Below are 16,094 nucleotides of genomic sequence, written 5' to 3'. Positions count from 1 at the left end.
TGGCGTCCGCCTCCGGTTCTGCTGCTATGCTTAGGCTTTGAGCCGCACCGCTAGACCCCCTTGGCACACAGGTGGAGCATGGATAAGAAACGACTGCCACACGTCCTCTTCGCCATCCTGCTCGGTGGCTGCAACCTGACGGAGGAAGCCCAGTTACAGGAGGCGTACAATTCCGAACGGCAGGGGGATGACGCCCAGGCATTTCAGCATTACCTCAGGGCGGCGCAGATCAATGCCTCTCCCAAGGCTCAGGTTGCCCTCGCCGATATGTATCTCGAGGGCAGGGGGACTGCTCGGGATATGGAGCGGGCGATCATCTGGTACAGCCGGGCTGCCGATGCCGCGGATGCGGTGTGGAGCCCTCAGGCCCACCTCCGCCTGGGGACCATCTATCAAGGCGAGCATGGAACACGGTACCAGCACCCGCAAAAAGCCCTGGAGCACTATAGGGCTTGTGCCGAGCAGGGGCTGGCGGAATGTTCCCGTGGACTGGAGCGCCTCGCTCAGTCCCCTGCCCTGGCCATCATTGCCGCCCAGCCCGGAAGCCAGAGTGAACAGCATCGTATTGCAAGCGGCATCACCGAGCGCGGAACCATCACGCCGCCGGGGCCGGTCCTCACCGCGCCTTCTACTGCCGGCATTTCGGCGGAAGCCTTGTCGCAGCAGGCGATCGCGCTGTATACGCGGCATGAACCCAGCATCTACAAGATAACGGTCTATGAACGGCTCGACGGCGATCTCAAGCCCCTCAGCCTGGGATCGGCCATCGCCATCGATAAATTCCGGGCCGTCACCAACTACCATCTGGTGGCCGCCGGCGGGGTTCCCGTCAGTATCACGGCGCAGGGGGAGCTCATCAGGGAGAGCGATGTGCTGATATGGCGGGTGACCAAGACGGATCCCCGGCGCGATCTCGCCTTGCTGGAGTTGTTTGAGCCGAACCAGGAGCTCAACTTTACCAACACCATGAGGTCGTACAACAGTGTGCGGGTCGGGGAACGGGTCTTTGCCATAGGGGCGCCGGCGGGCTTTGAAAAAACCTTGACCGAAGGCATCGTCTCGGCCCTGAGAAGGGAGCGGGACGTGCGGCTTATCCAGACCACCGCACCCGTGACCTATGGCTCGTCAGGTGGGGCCCTCTTCGATGCCCAGGGCATGCTGATCGGCATTACCACCAAGGGGGTGCTGGCGGGGGGCCACTTCAACTTTGCCATAGCGGCCGATGAGGTGCAGGCCTTTCTCTCGGAGTAGAAAGGCCTAAAACCGAAGCTGGCCGTCCCAGTCCCTGTGGTTGAACACCTGGCCCTGGATGCGCACCCGCTCCAGGGCGTCGAGGTCCAGCCGGGCCAGCACCCAGCCGGGCTGGTCGGCCCGGCCCATGGCCAGCACGCCGTCGGCGGGATAGCCGTAATCCACCGGGGTATAGACGGCGGCCCGGCCGGTATTGAGGTCGACCGCCTCCGACCAGGGCGCCTGTCCTATGGTGGGGGACTGGACCACGAAACACTGGTTCTCCAGGGCCCGGGCCTGGCTGCCGATCCTGACCCGGTTGAAGCCGGCTTCGGTGTCGGTACAACTGGGCACCAGGATCAGCCGGGCGCCGGCCTCCACCTGCCGGCGCACGATGAGCGGGAACTCGCTGTCGTAGCAGACGGCGACCCCCACCTTGCCGAAGGCGGTGTCCAGCACCTTGATGGCTTCGCCCGGCTCTATGCCCCACTGTTCCCGCTCGAAGCGGGTCATCTGCAGCTTGTCCTGCCAGTCGTGGCCGCCGTCGGGGCGGAACAGATGGGCCCGGTTGACGTAGCGGCCGTCTTGCCGCCGTATCGGGAAGGTGCCGGCCAGGATATGCAGGTCGTGGCGCCGGGCCCGGCGGGAAAAATAGCCGAGAAAGTCGGGCAGCAGCGCCTGCAGGGCGTCCAACTGGCGCTGCAGGGAGCGGTAGACGGTTTCATCGAACAGGGAGGCCAGCTCCATGGAAAAGTATTCCGGCAACAGCAGGAAGTTGGCGCCCTGGTCGAGTGCCTCTTCCAGCAGCCGATCCAGCTTCTGCTCGAAGCGCGCCCAGCTGCCGATAAACTCGATGGGATACTGGGCGCTGGCGAGGGTGAGGGCGGGAGTCATGGCTAGGCCTCCAGGGACTTGAGATAGAACTGCATGGGCTTGTCGGTTTCTTCCGCCTGGTCCCTGTCCTTCCAGCGGAAACGGGTGTCCAGTCCGGGGACGGGGTGGTAGCCGAAACGGGCCCAGACAGCGGTGAGGGGGCGGTAGCCGGCCGGCTTCAGGTGATGATCCTCGGGACGCACCACGGCGCAGAAGGCGGCCCGGCCGAAGCCCAGGCTACGGGCATGGGCTTCCCGTCCGGCGAAGAAGGCCCGGTACAGGCCCTTGCCCCTGTAGTCCGGCAGCAGCACCGACTCGGCGCAGTAGAAGATGTCCTCCACCGTCACGCCCCGGGCCAGGAAGGGCGCCTGGAACTCGTCCACCTCCCGGGCCAGAGGCAGTCCGGTGGAGGCGCCCACCACCCGATCGCCGTCCAGGGCCAGCAGGCAGAGGCTGTCCTCGCATTGCAGGTAGGGGGCGAGATAGGCCATCTCGTATTCCAGGCTGCCGTCGTAGAGATAGGGGTAGTCCCGGAACACCCGGATGCGCAGTTCGGCCAGGGCGTTGAGCCAGGGGGCCAGCTCGGCACCCCTGACCGCCAGTATACGGATTGGGCCGTTCATCCGCCGACCTGGGCGAGCCAGTCGTTCAGGTTGTAGTAGTTGCTGATCCGCGCCACCCTGTTGTCCCGGATCTCGAAGAAGGCCCCGGCCGGCAGCCGGTAGCGCTGGCCGCGGGCTTCGGGCAGTCCCTGATCCGTATTCAGGTATTCCCCCAGCACCACGAATTCGGCGGCGGCTCGGCTGCCGTCCTCGCTGACCAGGATCTGGAGGTCGGTCAGCTGCTCCCGGTAGTGGCGGTTCATGCGCGCCATGAAGTCGGCGAAGGCGGCCTTACCGGTTTCCCGTCCGCCCTGGTTGATGTCGTGGATCACCTCGTCGCTCAGCAGGCCGAGGAAGGCCTCCATGTCGCCGTTGTTGAATGCCTGGTAATAATCCCGGATCAGTTGGGTGCTTTGCTGCTTGCTCATCATGCTCCAGCCGCGGTTGACGAAAGGGAGTTCGATTTCAGGTCAAAACGGCGGCGGGATCAAGACGGCTTTACCCCATGGTCGGTAAATGACTTTTACTCCCGGGCAAAGACGGTGCGGGCGAGCGGTCGGTTAACCCGACCGCCGTCTTGAGGTACACTGGGTCCGCCTTTATTCAGGATATTCCATCATGTCGACGAGCCCGGTGTCCCTTCTTCCCTTCAATACCTTCGGTCTTGCCCAGAATGCCCGCACCCTGCTGGTACTGGAGCAACGTAGTCAGTTGCCCGAGCTGTGGCGGTCATTGCGCAGTGAGCTGCCTCTGTTTGTGGGGGAAGGCTCCAACCTGCTGTTCACCGCCCCCTTCGAGGGAACCGTGCTGGTCAACCGTTTGAAGGGCATTACCGTCAGCGATGTCGGGGATGCCTGGCTGGTGCGGGCGGAAGGCGGGGAAGGCTGGCATGGACTGGTATGCTGGACCCTGGAGCAGGGCATGCCGGGCCTGGAAAACCTGGCTTTGATCCCGGGCACCGTCGGCGCCGCCCCCATCCAGAACATCGGCGCCTACGGGGTCGAGCTGGCGCAATTTTGCGAGGCGGTAGAAAGCTTCGATTGGGACAGCGGCGAAATCCGTCACTGGTCGGCCGCCGATTGCGCCTTCGGCTACCGGGACAGCGTGTTCAAGCATGCCGCGCGCCGGCACCTGATCCTGAGCCTGACCCTGCGCCTGCCCAAGGCCTGGAAAGCGGTGCTGGGCTACGGCCCCCTGGCGGCGCTGGGGGCAACGGCCAGCCCCGGACAGATCTTCGAGCAGGTGTGCGCCACCCGCAGATCCAAGTTGCCGGATCCCGGGGCGCTGGGCAATGCGGGCAGCTTCTTCAAGAATCCCAAAGTGGGCGAGGCCCAGGCCGAGGCGCTCAGGCTGGCCTGGCCCGCACTGCCGGTCTATCCGGCCGAGCCCGGGCTGGTCAAGCTGGCTGCCGGCTGGCTGATCGACCAGGCCGGCCTCAGGGGTTGCCGTCTGGGCGGGGCTGGAGTGCACGAGCACCAGGCCCTGGTGCTGGTCAACCTGGGCGGGGCCACCGCCGAGGAGATCGTCCGGCTGGCGGCGCTGGTGCGGGAGCGGGTGGAACAGCAGTTCGGCGTCCGCCTCGAGCCCGAGGTGCGCATGATGGGCCCCCGGGATGAAACCAATCTGGACGAGGTGCTGGCATGTCTGAACTGACACCGCTGCGGGAAAGCCTGCTGCGGATGCTGGCGGATGGCCACTTTCATTCCGGCGAGCAGCTGGGCGAGGCGCTGTCGGTCAGCCGGGCGGCGGTGAGCAAGCACGTGCAGGCGCTGAAGAGCCTGGGACTCGACATCTACAGCGTGAGCGGCAAGGGTTACCGGCTGGCGGTGCCGCTCAGTCTGCTGGACCCGGCACGGCTGACCCGGGAGCTGGCCCCGACCCGGGTCGAGGTGGTACCGGTGATCGGCTCCACCAACCAGTACTGGCTGGAGTTCATTCCCCAACTGGCGAAGGGGGACGTCTGCCTGGCCGAATGCCAGACCGCCGGACGGGGCCGGCGGGGCCGGCATTGGGTGTCCCCCTTCGGCGGCCAGCTGATCCTGAGCCTGTACTGGCGGCTGGAGCAGGGTATGGCGGCGGCCATGGGGCTCAGCCTGGTGGTGGGTATCGCCGTGGTGGAGGCCCTGAAGGCCCAGGGCTTCGGCGGGGTGCAGTTGAAATGGCCCAACGACCTCTACCTGGGCGGCCGCAAGCTGGCGGGCATACTGGTGGAGATGTCCGGTACCGCCGGCGGGCCTTGCCATCTGGTGATTGGCATGGGGCTCAACCTGCTGCTGCCCAAGGGAGAGCGGGAGCGTATCGACCAGCCTTGGGCCGAACTGGCCGAACTGGGCGAAGTGGCAGATCGCAACGCCCTGGTGGTGGCCCTGGTCGATTATTTGCATCGCTATCTGGCGCTGTTCGAGCGGGAGGGGATTGCCGCCTTTCGCGAGCAGTGGAACCGGCTCGACTACTTTAACGGCAGGACGGTGCGGGTGCTGATGGGGGAGCAGGAGATACACGGCACGGCCCGGGGCATAGACGACCAGGGCGCCTTGCTGCTGGAGCTGGAAACGGGGGAGCTGCGCCGCTTCCTCGGCGGGGAAATATCGTTGCGCGGAACCGCTGGTTGAGTATCGTGAGGCGTGAGGCGTGAGGCGTGAGGCGTGAGGCGTGAGGCGTGAGGCGTGAGGCGTGAGGCGTGAGGCGTGAGGCGTGAGGCGGATACCTTGGCGCCCAGGTTTCCCCTTTCACTCCGCAGGGTCTGAAAGGCTCACTTCTTCAGCCAGACCTGTTCCACCTCATGATCCTTGCCCTTGGTGAGGATCAGTTCGGCCCTGTCCTTGGTGGGCAGAATATTCTGCTTCAGATTCTTGTAGTTGATTTCCTGCCAGATACGGCTGGCGACAGTCACCGCTTCTTCTTCGCTGAGCCGGGCGTAGTGATGGAAATAGGACTCGGGATCGGTAAAAGCGCCCGAGCGCAGCTTGAGGAAGCGCTCCACATACCAGGTCTTCAGTAACCGTTCGTCCGCGTCCACGAAGATGGAGAAGTCCACGAAGTCGGACACGAACACCCGGTGCGGCTCGTGGGGGTAGTCCATGCCGCTCTGCAACACGTTGAGTCCTTCTATGATGACGATGTCCGGCTGCTCCACCACCGCCTCCTGGTCCGGCACTATGTCGTACACCAGATGGGAATAGACGGGAGCGGTGACCCTGGGCTTTCCCGACTTGATGTCGGAGACGAACTGGACCAGACGGCGGATATCGTAGGACTGGGGAAAGCCTTTCCTGCGCATCAGGCCGCGCTGCTCCAGCACGTGATTGGGATAGAGGAAGCCGTCGGTAGTGACCAGGGCCACCCGCGGGTGCTGGGGCCAGCGCTCCAGTAGGGCCTGCAGGATGCGGGCTGTGGTGCTTTTACCTACCGCGACCGAGCCGGCGATGCTGATCACGTAGGGGACGTGGTGCGGCTCCTTGCCGAGAAACTGATCCAGCACCCGGTTGCGCCGTTGCTTGGCCTTGATATAGAGGTTGAGCAGGCGGGACAGGGGCAGATAGATGTCCCTCACCTCGGCCAGGGATACCTTGTCGTTGATCCCCTGCAGGCGTCTGAGCTCGGCCTCGCTCAGGGGCAGTTGCACGGCGTCGCGCAATTCTGACCAGGTCTCGCGGGAAAAGGCCAGATAGGGTGAATAGTTATCTATCTTCATCGGAAAGTCCTGTGAGTCGCCCGGCGACGATACACCATGGTGTGGTGATGAACAAGGCGGTTCGGGGTCGCTCTTTGGTCGCAGCCGGAGCCAGGCGACGCGGCCGGTCCGGATTGTGCTGCCGGTTGCTGACGTTTTTTTGTGCGCTTGAACCGGGAGGAGTGAAAAACTTGGCCTGGGGTGTTGCATCTGCGGGCCGGCTTGCCCTAGAATTCGCCTCGCTCGTGTGCCGGCATAGCTCAGTTGGTAGAGCAACTGACTTGTAATCAGTAGGTCGAGGGTTCGACTCCTTCTGCCGGCACCATTTAAAATCTGGAGGGGTTCCCGAGTGGCCAAAGGGATCAGACTGTAAATCTGACGGCTCAGCCTTCGCTGGTTCGAATCCAGCCCCCTCCACCAGTTTCCAGTGTTCGCCCAGGCGGGACTGAAAAAGCGGTTTGAGGTCGTTTAAGTAAAGAAAATCGCGGGCATCGTATAATGGCTATTACCTCAGCCTTCCAAGCTGATGATGCGGGTTCGATTCCCGCTGCCCGCTCCAGTGCTGATATAGCTCAGATGGTAGAGCGCACCCTTGGTAAGGGTGAGGTCCCCAGTTCGATTCTGGGTATCAGCACCACTTCTTTGCCCAGGCACCCTCAAGCCTTTTTTGTTATATACTTCCTACTTGCGACTCGCGTGGTATAGCTCACCACCCAACCAGTTAGAGGGACGAGCATGTCTAAAGAAAAATTTGAACGTAAAAAACCGCACGTTAACGTTGGTACCATCGGCCACGTTGACCACGGTAAAACGACCCTGACCGCTGCCATCACCAACGTCCTGGCCAAGAAGTTTGGTGGTGCTGCCCGCGCGTTCGACCAAATCGACAACGCGCCGGAAGAAAAAGCCCGTGGTATCACCATCGCCGCTTCTCACGTTGAGTACGACACCGAAAGCCGTCACTACGCTCACGTTGACTGCCCCGGCCACGCCGACTACGTGAAAAACATGATCACCGGTGCGGCCCAGATGGACGGCGCCATCCTGGTGGTTGCCGCTACCGACGGCCCCATGCCGCAAACCCGTGAGCACATCCTGCTGGCCCGCCAGGTAGGCGTACCCTACATCGTCGTGTTCATGAACAAGTGTGACATGGTCGACGACGAAGAGCTGCTCGAGCTGGTAGAAATGGAAGTGCGCGAGCTGCTGTCCGAGTACGACTTCCCGGGCGACGACATTCCGGTCATCCAGGGTTCCGCCCTGAAAGGCCTGGAAGGCGACCCCCAGTGGGAAGAGAAGATCCTGGAGCTGGCCAACGCCCTGGATACCTACATCCCCGAGCCCGAGCGTGCCATCGACGGTGCCTTCCTGATGCCGATCGAAGACGTGTTCTCCATCCAGGGCCGTGGTACCGTGGTAACCGGTCGTGTTGAGCGCGGTATCGTGAAAGTGGGTGATACCATCGAAATCGTCGGTATCAAAGACACCGTCACCACCACCTGTACCGGCGTCGAGATGTTCCGCAAGCTGCTGGACGAAGGCCGTGCCGGTGAGAACATCGGTGCCCTGCTGCGTGGTACCAAGCGTGAAGAAGTTGAGCGTGGCCAGGTTCTGGCCAAGCCCGGCTCCATCAAGCCGCACACCAAGTTCGAATCCGAAGTGTACGTGCTGTCCAAGGAAGAAGGTGGTCGTCACACCCCGTTCTTCAAGGGCTACCGTCCGCAGTTCTACTTCCGTACCACCGACGTGACCGGCACCATCGAACTGCCGGAAGGCGTTGAGATGGTAATGCCGGGCGACAACATCAAGATGGTGGTGACCCTGATCGCCCCGATCGCGATGGAAGACGGTCTGCGCTTCGCCATCCGTGAAGGCGGCCGCACCGTTGGCGCCGGCGTTGTTGCCAAAATCATCGAGTAATAGCGCTTACAATAACACCGGAAAGCCCCTATAATAGGGGCTTTCTTGTATTAGGGGCGTAGTTCCAATTGGTAGAACGGCGGTCTCCAAAACCGACGGTTGGGGGTTCGAGTCCCTCCGCCCCTGCCACTTACCTCGCCGACAGCGGGGTTTTCGCGTCTGTGACAGACTCAAGTTTTTAGACAGGTAGCTTATGAGTGTAAACACCGAGAACCAGGGCGGGGCCAAAGATACCCTGCTGTGGGGTCTGGTTTTCATTATTTTGATCGCGGCCGTGGTCGCCAATTATCTCTATAGTGATCTGGCGGTCTTCATTCGTGCTGCCGGCGTGGTAGTGGCGGCGGGTATTGCGGGGTTGCTGGCCTATCAGACCCAGAAGGGCAGGGGGGCCTTCGCCTTCGCCAAGGAATCCCGTCTGGAAATGCGCAAGGTCGTTTGGCCGACTCGTCAGGAAGCCATCCAGACCACCCTGATCGTGTTGGCCGTCACCGCTCTGGTTGGCCTCTTTCTGTTTTTGCTGGATGGCCTGCTGGTATGGTTGGTCAACTTGGTTACCGGAGTATAAGGATTAGCCATGTCAGAACAAAGAATGCGTTGGTATGTGGTCCAGGCGTTTTCCGGATATGAAGGCCGTGTCGCCAAGTCGCTGCGTGAGCATATCAAGATGCACGGCATGGAAGATCAGTTCGGCGAAGTGCTGGTGCCCACCGAAGAGGTGGTGGAAATGCGCGCCGGCCAGAAGCGCAAGAGCGAGCGCAAGTTTTTCCCGGGCTATGTGCTGGTGCAAATGCAGATGAATGATGCCACCTGGCACCTGGTGCGCAGCATCCCCCGGGTGATGGGCTTTATCGGCGGCACCCCCGAGCGGCCGGCCCCCATTTCCGACAAAGAAGCCGACGCTATCCTCAATCGTCTGCAGGACGCGGTGGACAAGCCGAAACCCAAGACTCTGTTCGAGCCGGGTGAGGTGGTACGGGTTACCGAAGGCCCCTTCGCCGACTTCAACGGCGTGGTGGAAGAAGTGGATTACGAGAAGAGCCGGGTCAAGGTATCCGTGCTGATCTTCGGACGCTCCACACCGGTGGAGCTGGAGTTCGGCCAGGTCGAAAAAACCTGAGCGTATTTCAACCATAAAACTTGCGGGGGGCGGCAAATAAAACTACAATTTGCCGCCCTTTTAACGTTGGGGAGCCGTTAGAGGAGTATTGCTCCGAGGCGCTATCACCCATTTTTGAGGTAATTTTCAAATGGCAAAAAAAGTACAAGCGTACATCAAGCTGCAGGTAGCAGCTGGTGCAGCTAACCCGAGTCCGCCCGTTGGTCCTGCCCTGGGTCAGCACGGCGTGAACATCATGGAATTCTGTAAGGCGTTCAACGCCCGTACCGAAAGCCTGGAAAAAGGCGCACCGACTCCGGTCGTGATCACCGTGTACAGCGACCGCTCCTTCACTTTCGAGACCAAGACCCCGCCCGCTTCCTTCCTGCTGAAGAAAGCCGCCGGCGTCAAGTCCGGTTCCGGCAAGCCCAACAAAGACAAGGTGGGTACCGTGACCCGTGCTCAGTTGGAAGAAATTGCCAAGACCAAAGAGCCGGACATGACTGGCGCTGACGTTGACGCCCGCGTGCGTTGCCTCGAAGGTTCTGCCCGTTCCATGGGCCTGGTAGTGGAGGGCTAAGACAATGGCAAAACTGACCAAGCGTATGCGCACCATCCGTGAGCGTGTGAACGCCACCAAAGATTATGAGATCAACGAAGCCATCTCCCTGCTGAAAGAACTGGCCACCGCCAAGTTCGTTGAGAGCATCGACGTGGCCGTTAACCTCGGCATCGACGCCCGTAAATCCGACCAGAACGTCCGTGGCGCTACCGTGTTGCCCCATGGTACCGGTCGTGACGTGCGCGTTGCCGTGTTCGCCCAGGGTGCCAACGCCGACGCCGCCAAGGCCGCCGGTGCCGACCTGGTCGGCATGGACGACCTGGCCGAACAGGTGAAGAAAGGCGAAATGAACTTCGACGTGGTGATCGCTTCTCCGGATGCGATGCGCGTGGTGGGCCAGCTGGGCCAGATCCTGGGCCCGCGCGGCCTGATGCCGAACCCGAAAGTGGGCACCGTTACCCCGAACGTGGCCGAAGCCGTGCAGAACGCCAAGGCCGGTCAGGTGCGTTACCGTAACGACAAGAACGGTATCATCCACACCACCATCGGCAAGGTTGATTTCGACAACGACAAGCTGAAAGGCAACCTGGAGGCCCTGCTGGCTGCGCTGAAGCGTGCCAAGCCGGCTTCCTCCAAAGGCCAGTACATCAAGAAAGTCAGCCTGTCCACCACCATGGGCGCCGGCGTGGCAATCGAACAGTCCAGCCTGGACGTTGCTTAATTAAGCATTTACAAGGTGCAAGGTTTCTCGTAGAATTTTGCGCCTTGTTATTTGGTTGGGGGCTTCGACTCCCGTCCAAGACCGCTGGAGCCGCAAGGCTTAATCTTCCAGCGTAGATGGTGCCGGGACCCAGTTAGAAAGCATTCCTTTCTTCTGGAATCTGCCACCTTGGTGCCCCGATAACCGGGGCGTGTGTTTAATCTGGGATCATCCCAGGTGGAATCCAGGAGTTTAGCCAATGGCATTAAGACTCGACGACAAAAAAGCAATTGTTGCTGAAGTCAACGAAGCTGCCAAGGGCGCCCTGTCTGCAGTCGTTGCCGATTCTCGCGGCGTGACCGTAGCTGCCATGACCACCCTGCGCAAGCAAGCCCGTGACAACGGTATCTACCTCAAGGTAGTCCGTAACACCCTGGCTCGCCTGGCAGTGGAAGACACCAACTACGAGTGCCTGAAAGAGGTATTCGTAGGTCCCACCCTGATCGCGTTTTCCAACGAACACCCGGGCGCTGCCGCTCGTCTGTTCAAGGACTTTGCCAAAGAGCAAAGCGCGTTCGAGGTGAAAGGTCTGGCTTACGAGGGCGAATTTATCCCCGCGGCCCAAATTGACCGCCTCGCCAAGCTGCCGACTTACGACGAAGCAATTGCGAAGCTGATGGCTACCATGAAGGAAGCCTCTGCCGGCAAGCTGGTTCGTACTTTTGCTGCCCTGCGCGACAAGAAAGAAGCCGAAGCTGCCTAAGGCGCTTCTGGTTGCTTGATTACCGTCTACTTCAGAACATTAGGAATTTGAGTCATGTCTATCACTAAAGACCAAATCATCGAAGCCGTTGCAGAAATGTCTGTAATGCAAGTTGTTGAACTGATCGAAGCCATGGAAGAGAAGTTCGGCGTTTCTGCCGCCGCTGCCGTAGCCGTTGCTGGCGAAGCTGCTGCTGCCGTAGAAGAGCAAACCGAGTTCGACGTGATCCTGGCTGCTGCCGGCGCGAACAAAGTTGCCGTTATCAAAGCCGTTCGTGGCGCTACCGGTCTGGGCCTGAAAGAAGCCAAGGCTCTGGTTGAGTCCGCTCCTGCCGCTGTTAAAGAGCAGCTGAGCAAAGGCGAAGCCGAAGCACTGAAGAAAGAGCTCGAAGAAGCTGGTGCTACTGTTGAGCTCAAATAAGCTACACTGTAGCTTAGCGGCCTGAGCAATCGGGCTAGGGCTGGTGAATCTTTATTCACCGGCCCTTTTGCGCTGTGGGATGAGGGGAATTTTCACATCGTTTGCGCCCCTTGTTGTTCCAGCCACCGGGTGTTGTCGAGAGACCCGGCCTGACAAAAAACGATGTTTTTAGAGCTGTCCCATTTGGACAGAGTGGGTCACTTATCAGCGAGCTGAGGAACCCTATGGTTTACTCTTATACCGAGAAAAAACGCATTCGTAAGGACTTCGGTAAGCGTGACCAAGTCTTGGACACGCCTTACCTGCTGTCAATCCAGCTTGACTCCTTCAAACAGTTTATTGAAGCAGATCCTCAAGGCGAGTACGGTCTGGAAGCGGCTTTTCGCAGCGTTTTCCCCATCACCAGCTATTCCGGCACTGCCGAGTTGCAGTACGTCAGTTTCCGACTGGGTGAGCCCGTGTTTGACGTGCAGGAATGTCAAATTCGTGGCGTGACCTACTCGGCGCCCCTGCGCGTCAAGTTGCGGATGGTCCTGTACGACAGAGAAGCCGCCGCCGGCACTGTCAAGGACATCAAGGAGCAAGAAGTCTACATGGGCGAAATCCCGCTCATGACTGAGAATGGTACCTTCGTGATCAACGGTACCGAGCGGGTAATCGTCTCCCAGCTGCACCGCAGCCCGGGTGTGTTTTTCGATCACGACCGCGGCAAGACCCACTCTTCCGGCAAGGTGCTGTACAATGCCCGCGTGATCCCCTACCGTGGTTCCTGGCTCGATTTCGAATTCGATCCCAAAGACAACCTCTTCGTGCGGATCGACCGTCGCCGCAAGCTGCCGGCGTCCATTATCCTGCGCGCGCTCGACTTCAGCACCGAAGACATCCTGGCCACCTTCTTCGATACCACCCGGTTCGAAGTGGTCGATGGCAAGCTGATGATGGAACTGGTACCCGAGCGTCTGCGTGGTGAAACCGCCTCCTTCGACATCGTGGTCGATGGCGAAACCGTGGTGGAAACCGGCCGTCGCATCACCGCCCGCCATATTCGTCAGCTGGAAAAAGCCGGCGTCGAACAGATTGAAGTGCCGGTGGAATATGCCGTCGGCAAGGTGTCGGCCAAGGACTATATCAACGCCGACACCGGCGAAGTGATCGTCGCCGCCAACAGCGAACTGAGTCTGGAAAATCTGGCCAACCTGTCTGTGGCCGGCTTCAAGCAGTTCGAGACCCTGTTCACCAACGAACTGGATCACGGCGCCTACATGTCCGAGACCCTGCGTATCGATTCCGCCAGCACCCGCCTCGAGGCGCTGGTGGAAATCTATCGCATGATGCGTCCCGGCGAGCCGCCCACCCGTGAAGCGGCCGAAACCCTGTTCGAGAACCTGTTCTTCTCCGAAGATCGCTACGATCTGTCCACCGTGGGCCGGATGAAGTTCAACCGCCGCCTGTTCCGCGAAGAGCTGAACGGTCCGGGTACCCTGACCAAGTCCGACATCGTCGACGTGATGAAGCAGCTGATCGCCATCCGTAACGGCAACGACGAGGTGGACGATATCGACCACCTGGGTAACCGCCGCATTCGCTCCGTGGGTGAAATGGCCGAGAACCAGTTCCGTGTCGGCCTTGTTCGCGTCGAGCGGGCGGTGAAGGAGCGCCTGTCCCTGGGCGACCTCGACACCCTGATGCCCCAGGATCTGATCAACGCCAAACCGATTTCCGCCGCGGTGAAGGAGTTCTTCGGTTCAAGCCAGCTGTCCCAGTTCATGGACCAGAACAACCCCTTGTCCGAGGTGACTCACAAGCGCCGTATCTCGGCCCTGGGCCCGGGCGGTCTGACCCGTGAGCGTGCCGGCTTTGAAGTGCGCGACGTGCACCCGACCCACTACGGTCGTCTGTGTCCGATCGAGACTCCTGAAGGTCCGAACATCGGCCTGATCAACTCCCTGGCCTGCTACTCCCGCACCAACGAGTACGGTTTCCTCGAAACCCCGTACCGCCGGGTGGTGGACGGCAAGATCACCGACGAGGTGGACTACTTGTCCGCCATCGAGGAAGGCCACTTCGTCATCGCCCAGGCCAACGCCGCCACCGATGAGGAAGGCCGCCTCCTGGACGAACTGGTACCGTCCCGTCACAAGGGCGAAGCCACCTACATGAATGCCGATCAGGTCCAGTACATGGACGTGAGCCCGCAACAGATCGTCTCGGTCGCGGCCTCGCTGATCCCCTTCCTCGAGCACGACGACGCCAACCGGGCACTGATGGGCTCGAACATGCAACGTCAGGCGGTACCGACCCTGAAGTCGGACAAGCCGCTGGTGGGCACCGGTATCGAACGTGCCGTGGCGGTGGACTCCGGTGTGACCGTGGTTGCCAAGCGTGGCGGTGTGGTCGACTACGTGGACGCTTCCCGCATCGTGGTCAAGGTCAACGAGGAAGAGATGCTGCCGGGCGAAGCCGGTATCGACATCTACAACCTGACCAAGTACACCCGCTCCAACCAGAACACCTGCATCAACCAGCGTCCCTGCGTGATGCCGGGTGAACGGGTGCTGGGCGGCGACGTGCTGGCCGACGGCCCTTCCACCGACCTGGGCGAACTGGCCCTGGGCCAGAACCTGCGCGTGGCCTTCATGCCCTGGAACGGCTACAACTTCGAGGACTCCATCCTGCTGAGCGAGCGGCTGGTACAGGAAGATCGCCTGACCACCATTCATATCCAGGAACTGTCCTGCATCTCCCGGGATACCAAGCTGGGCCCGGAAGAGATCACCGCCGATATCCCCAACGTGGGTGAAGCCGCCCTCAGCAAGCTGGACGAGTCCGGTATCGTCTACGTGGGTGCCGAAGTGAAGCCCGGCGACATCCTGGTCGGTAAGGTCACTCCGAAGGGAGAGAGCCAGCTGACCCCGGAAGAGAAGCTGCTGCGTGCCATCTTTGGTGAAAAGGCCTCCGATGTGAAAGACTCTTCCCTGCGGGTGCCCAACTCCGTGTACGGCACAGTCATCGACGTGCAGGTCTTTACCCGCGATGGCGTGGAGAAGGACAAGCGTGCCCAGGACATCGAACAGATGCAGCTCAAGCAGGCCAAGAAAGACCTGACCGAAGAGTTCAGCATCCTCGAAGAAGGCATCTTCGCCCGCGCCCGTTCCGTGCTGATCGCCGCCGGCATGAGCGCCGACAAGGTCGACAAGATCGCCCGCGCCAAGCTGCTGGAGCAGGCCCTGGACGATGAAGGCAAACAGATCGAGCTGGAGCAGATCGCCGAGCAGTACGCCGAGCTGAAGGCCGACTTCGACAAGAAGTTCGAGAACAAGCGCCGCAAGATCACCCAAGGGGACGACCTGGCGCCGGGCGTGCTCAAAATCGTCAAGGTCTACCTGGCGGTGAAGCGTCGCATCCAGCCCGGCGACAAGATGGCCGGCCGCCACGGGAACAAGGGGGTTATCTCCACCATAGTGCCGATCGAAGACATGCCCCACGACGAACACGGCACCCCGGTCGACATCGTGCTCAACCCGCTGGGCGTACCCTCGCGGATGAACATCGGTCAGATCCTCGAAACCCACCTCGGCCTGGCGGCCAAGGGCATCGGCGAGAAGATCGACCGCATGATCAAGGAGCAGCAGGAGATCGCCCGTCTGCGCGACTTCATCCAGGAGGTCTACAATCTGGGTGACGGAGTACGGCAGAAAGTGGATCTGTCCACCTTCTCCGACGACGAGGTTCGGGTGCTGGCCGAGAACCTGCGCAAGGGCATGCCGATCGCCACGCCGGCCTTCGACGGTGCCCGCGAGCACGAGATCAAGCGCCTGCTGAAGCTGGCGGATCTGCCGGAGTCCGGCCAGATCACCCTGTACGACGGCCGGACCGGTAACACCTTCGAGCGCCCGGTCACCGTGGGCTACATGTACATGCTGAAGTTGAACCACCTGGTGGACGACAAGATGCACGCCCGTTCTACCGGCTCCTACAGCCTGGTTACCCAGCAGCCGCTGGGCGGTAAGGCCCAGTTCGGCGGCCAGCGTTTCGGGGAGATGGAAGTGTGGGCGCTGGAAGCTTACGGCGCCGCCTATACCCTGCAGGAAATGCTGACCGTCAAGTCGGACGATGTCAACGGCCGGACCAAGATGTACAAGAACATCGTGGACGGCGATCACCGCATGGAGCCTGGCATGCCCGAGTCCTTCAACGTACTGTTGAAGGAAATCCGCTCCCTCGGTATCAACATCGAGCTGGAAGAGAATTAAGG

At 61.0% G+C, this 16,094-nt stretch carries 15 protein-coding genes and 5 tRNA genes; 16 read left to right on the top strand and 4 right to left on the bottom strand.

Going from position 1 to position 16,094, the window contains the following annotated elements; all coding sequences use genetic code 11:
• Nucleotides 1–78 precede the first annotated feature (78 nt).
• Nucleotides 79–1,251 carry a trypsin-like peptidase domain-containing protein gene (locus ACT7DK_RS18060; RefSeq protein WP_445401601.1) on the top strand — a complete coding sequence of 391 codons (1,173 nt, stop codon included), beginning with the start codon at nt 79–81 and terminating at the stop codon, nt 1,249–1,251.
• Between the two features lie 6 nt (nt 1,252–1,257).
• On the opposite strand, the gene ACT7DK_RS18055 is transcribed toward ACT7DK_RS18060, so the two are convergent.
• The 3 genes from ACT7DK_RS18055 to ACT7DK_RS18045 are packed head-to-tail and all read right to left on the bottom strand — an operon-like array spanning nt 1,258 to nt 3,133.
• Complete coding sequence (locus ACT7DK_RS18055) at nt 1,258–2,124, bottom strand: carbon-nitrogen hydrolase family protein (RefSeq protein ID WP_445401599.1); 867 nt, start codon at nt 2,122–2,124, stop codon at nt 1,258–1,260.
• 2 nt (nt 2,125–2,126) lie between these two features.
• On the bottom strand, nt 2,127–2,726 hold the full coding sequence (locus ACT7DK_RS18050; protein ID WP_445401597.1) for a GNAT family N-acetyltransferase: 600 nt from the start codon (nt 2,724–2,726) through the stop codon (nt 2,127–2,129).
• Nucleotides 2,723–3,133 carry a ketosteroid isomerase-related protein gene (locus tag ACT7DK_RS18045; protein ID WP_445401595.1) on the bottom strand — a complete coding sequence of 137 codons (411 nt, stop codon included), beginning with the start codon at nt 3,131–3,133 and terminating at the stop codon, nt 2,723–2,725. Before ACT7DK_RS18045 ends, ACT7DK_RS18050 begins: the two co-directional genes overlap by 4 nt.
• Nucleotides 3,134–3,323: 190 nt before the next feature.
• Here ACT7DK_RS18045 and murB point away from each other — a divergent pair, with 190 nt between their 5' ends.
• Complete coding sequence (gene murB / locus ACT7DK_RS18040) at nt 3,324–4,358, top strand: UDP-N-acetylmuramate dehydrogenase (RefSeq protein WP_445401593.1); 1,035 nt, start codon at nt 3,324–3,326, stop codon at nt 4,356–4,358.
• On the top strand, nt 4,346–5,317 hold the full coding sequence (birA, locus tag ACT7DK_RS18035; protein ID WP_445401591.1) for a bifunctional biotin--[acetyl-CoA-carboxylase] ligase/biotin operon repressor BirA: 972 nt from the start codon (nt 4,346–4,348) through the stop codon (nt 5,315–5,317). The genes murB and birA overlap by 13 nt, the downstream gene beginning before the upstream one ends.
• 140 nt (nt 5,318–5,457) lie before the next feature.
• Here the strand turns inward: birA and coaA are convergent, their stop codons facing one another.
• On the bottom strand, nt 5,458–6,399 hold the full coding sequence (gene coaA / locus ACT7DK_RS18030) for a type I pantothenate kinase (protein WP_445401589.1): 942 nt from the start codon (nt 6,397–6,399) through the stop codon (nt 5,458–5,460).
• 228 nt (nt 6,400–6,627) lie between these two features.
• Between coaA and ACT7DK_RS18025 the strand changes: the two genes are divergently transcribed.
• From ACT7DK_RS18025 to rpoB, 13 genes are all read left to right on the top strand, one after another.
• Nucleotides 6,628–6,703 (top strand) — tRNA-Thr (locus tag ACT7DK_RS18025).
• A 10-nt stretch (nt 6,704–6,713) separates the two neighbouring features.
• A tRNA-Tyr gene (locus tag ACT7DK_RS18020) sits at nt 6,714–6,798 on the top strand.
• A gap of 64 nt (nt 6,799–6,862) precedes the next feature.
• Nucleotides 6,863–6,937 (top strand) — tRNA-Gly (locus ACT7DK_RS18015).
• 2 nt (nt 6,938–6,939) lie between these two features.
• Nucleotides 6,940–7,015 (top strand) — tRNA-Thr (locus tag ACT7DK_RS18010).
• 98 nt (nt 7,016–7,113) lie between these two features.
• On the top strand, nt 7,114–8,298 hold the full coding sequence (tuf, locus tag ACT7DK_RS18005; protein ID WP_445396129.1) for an elongation factor Tu: 1,185 nt from the start codon (nt 7,114–7,116) through the stop codon (nt 8,296–8,298).
• A gap of 52 nt (nt 8,299–8,350) precedes the next feature.
• A tRNA-Trp gene (locus tag ACT7DK_RS18000) sits at nt 8,351–8,427 on the top strand.
• A gap of 64 nt (nt 8,428–8,491) precedes the next feature.
• Nucleotides 8,492–8,863 (top strand): preprotein translocase subunit SecE, encoded by a 372-nt coding sequence (secE, locus tag ACT7DK_RS17995; protein ID WP_445401587.1) that lies wholly within the window; start codon nt 8,492–8,494, stop codon nt 8,861–8,863.
• Between the two features lie 9 nt (nt 8,864–8,872).
• Nucleotides 8,873–9,415, top strand: a complete 543-nt coding sequence (nusG, locus tag ACT7DK_RS17990) for a transcription termination/antitermination protein NusG (RefSeq protein WP_445401585.1) — start codon at nt 8,873–8,875, stop codon at nt 9,413–9,415.
• A gap of 130 nt (nt 9,416–9,545) precedes the next feature.
• Nucleotides 9,546–9,974 (top strand): 50S ribosomal protein L11, encoded by a 429-nt coding sequence (gene rplK / locus ACT7DK_RS17985; protein ID WP_445401583.1) that lies wholly within the window; start codon nt 9,546–9,548, stop codon nt 9,972–9,974.
• Between the two features lie 4 nt (nt 9,975–9,978).
• Nucleotides 9,979–10,677 (top strand): 50S ribosomal protein L1, encoded by a 699-nt coding sequence (gene rplA / locus ACT7DK_RS17980; protein WP_445401581.1) that lies wholly within the window; start codon nt 9,979–9,981, stop codon nt 10,675–10,677.
• 238 nt (nt 10,678–10,915) lie between these two features.
• Nucleotides 10,916–11,419 carry a 50S ribosomal protein L10 gene (gene rplJ / locus ACT7DK_RS17975; RefSeq protein WP_445401579.1) on the top strand — a complete coding sequence of 168 codons (504 nt, stop codon included), beginning with the start codon at nt 10,916–10,918 and terminating at the stop codon, nt 11,417–11,419.
• Nucleotides 11,420–11,473: 54 nt separating this feature from the next.
• Entirely contained in the window at nt 11,474–11,839 is a 366-nt protein-coding gene (gene rplL, locus ACT7DK_RS17970; protein WP_094039539.1) for a 50S ribosomal protein L7/L12, read from the top strand.
• A gap of 224 nt (nt 11,840–12,063) precedes the next feature.
• Nucleotides 12,064–16,092 carry a DNA-directed RNA polymerase subunit beta gene (gene rpoB, locus ACT7DK_RS17965; RefSeq protein ID WP_445401576.1) on the top strand — a complete coding sequence of 1,343 codons (4,029 nt, stop codon included), beginning with the start codon at nt 12,064–12,066 and terminating at the stop codon, nt 16,090–16,092.
• Nucleotides 16,093–16,094 lie beyond the last annotated feature (2 nt).

Source organism: Zobellella sp. An-6 (assembly GCF_052487945.1).
The sequence above is the reverse complement of the archived record's forward strand: the minus strand, read 5'-3'. Positions and strand labels throughout refer to the sequence as shown.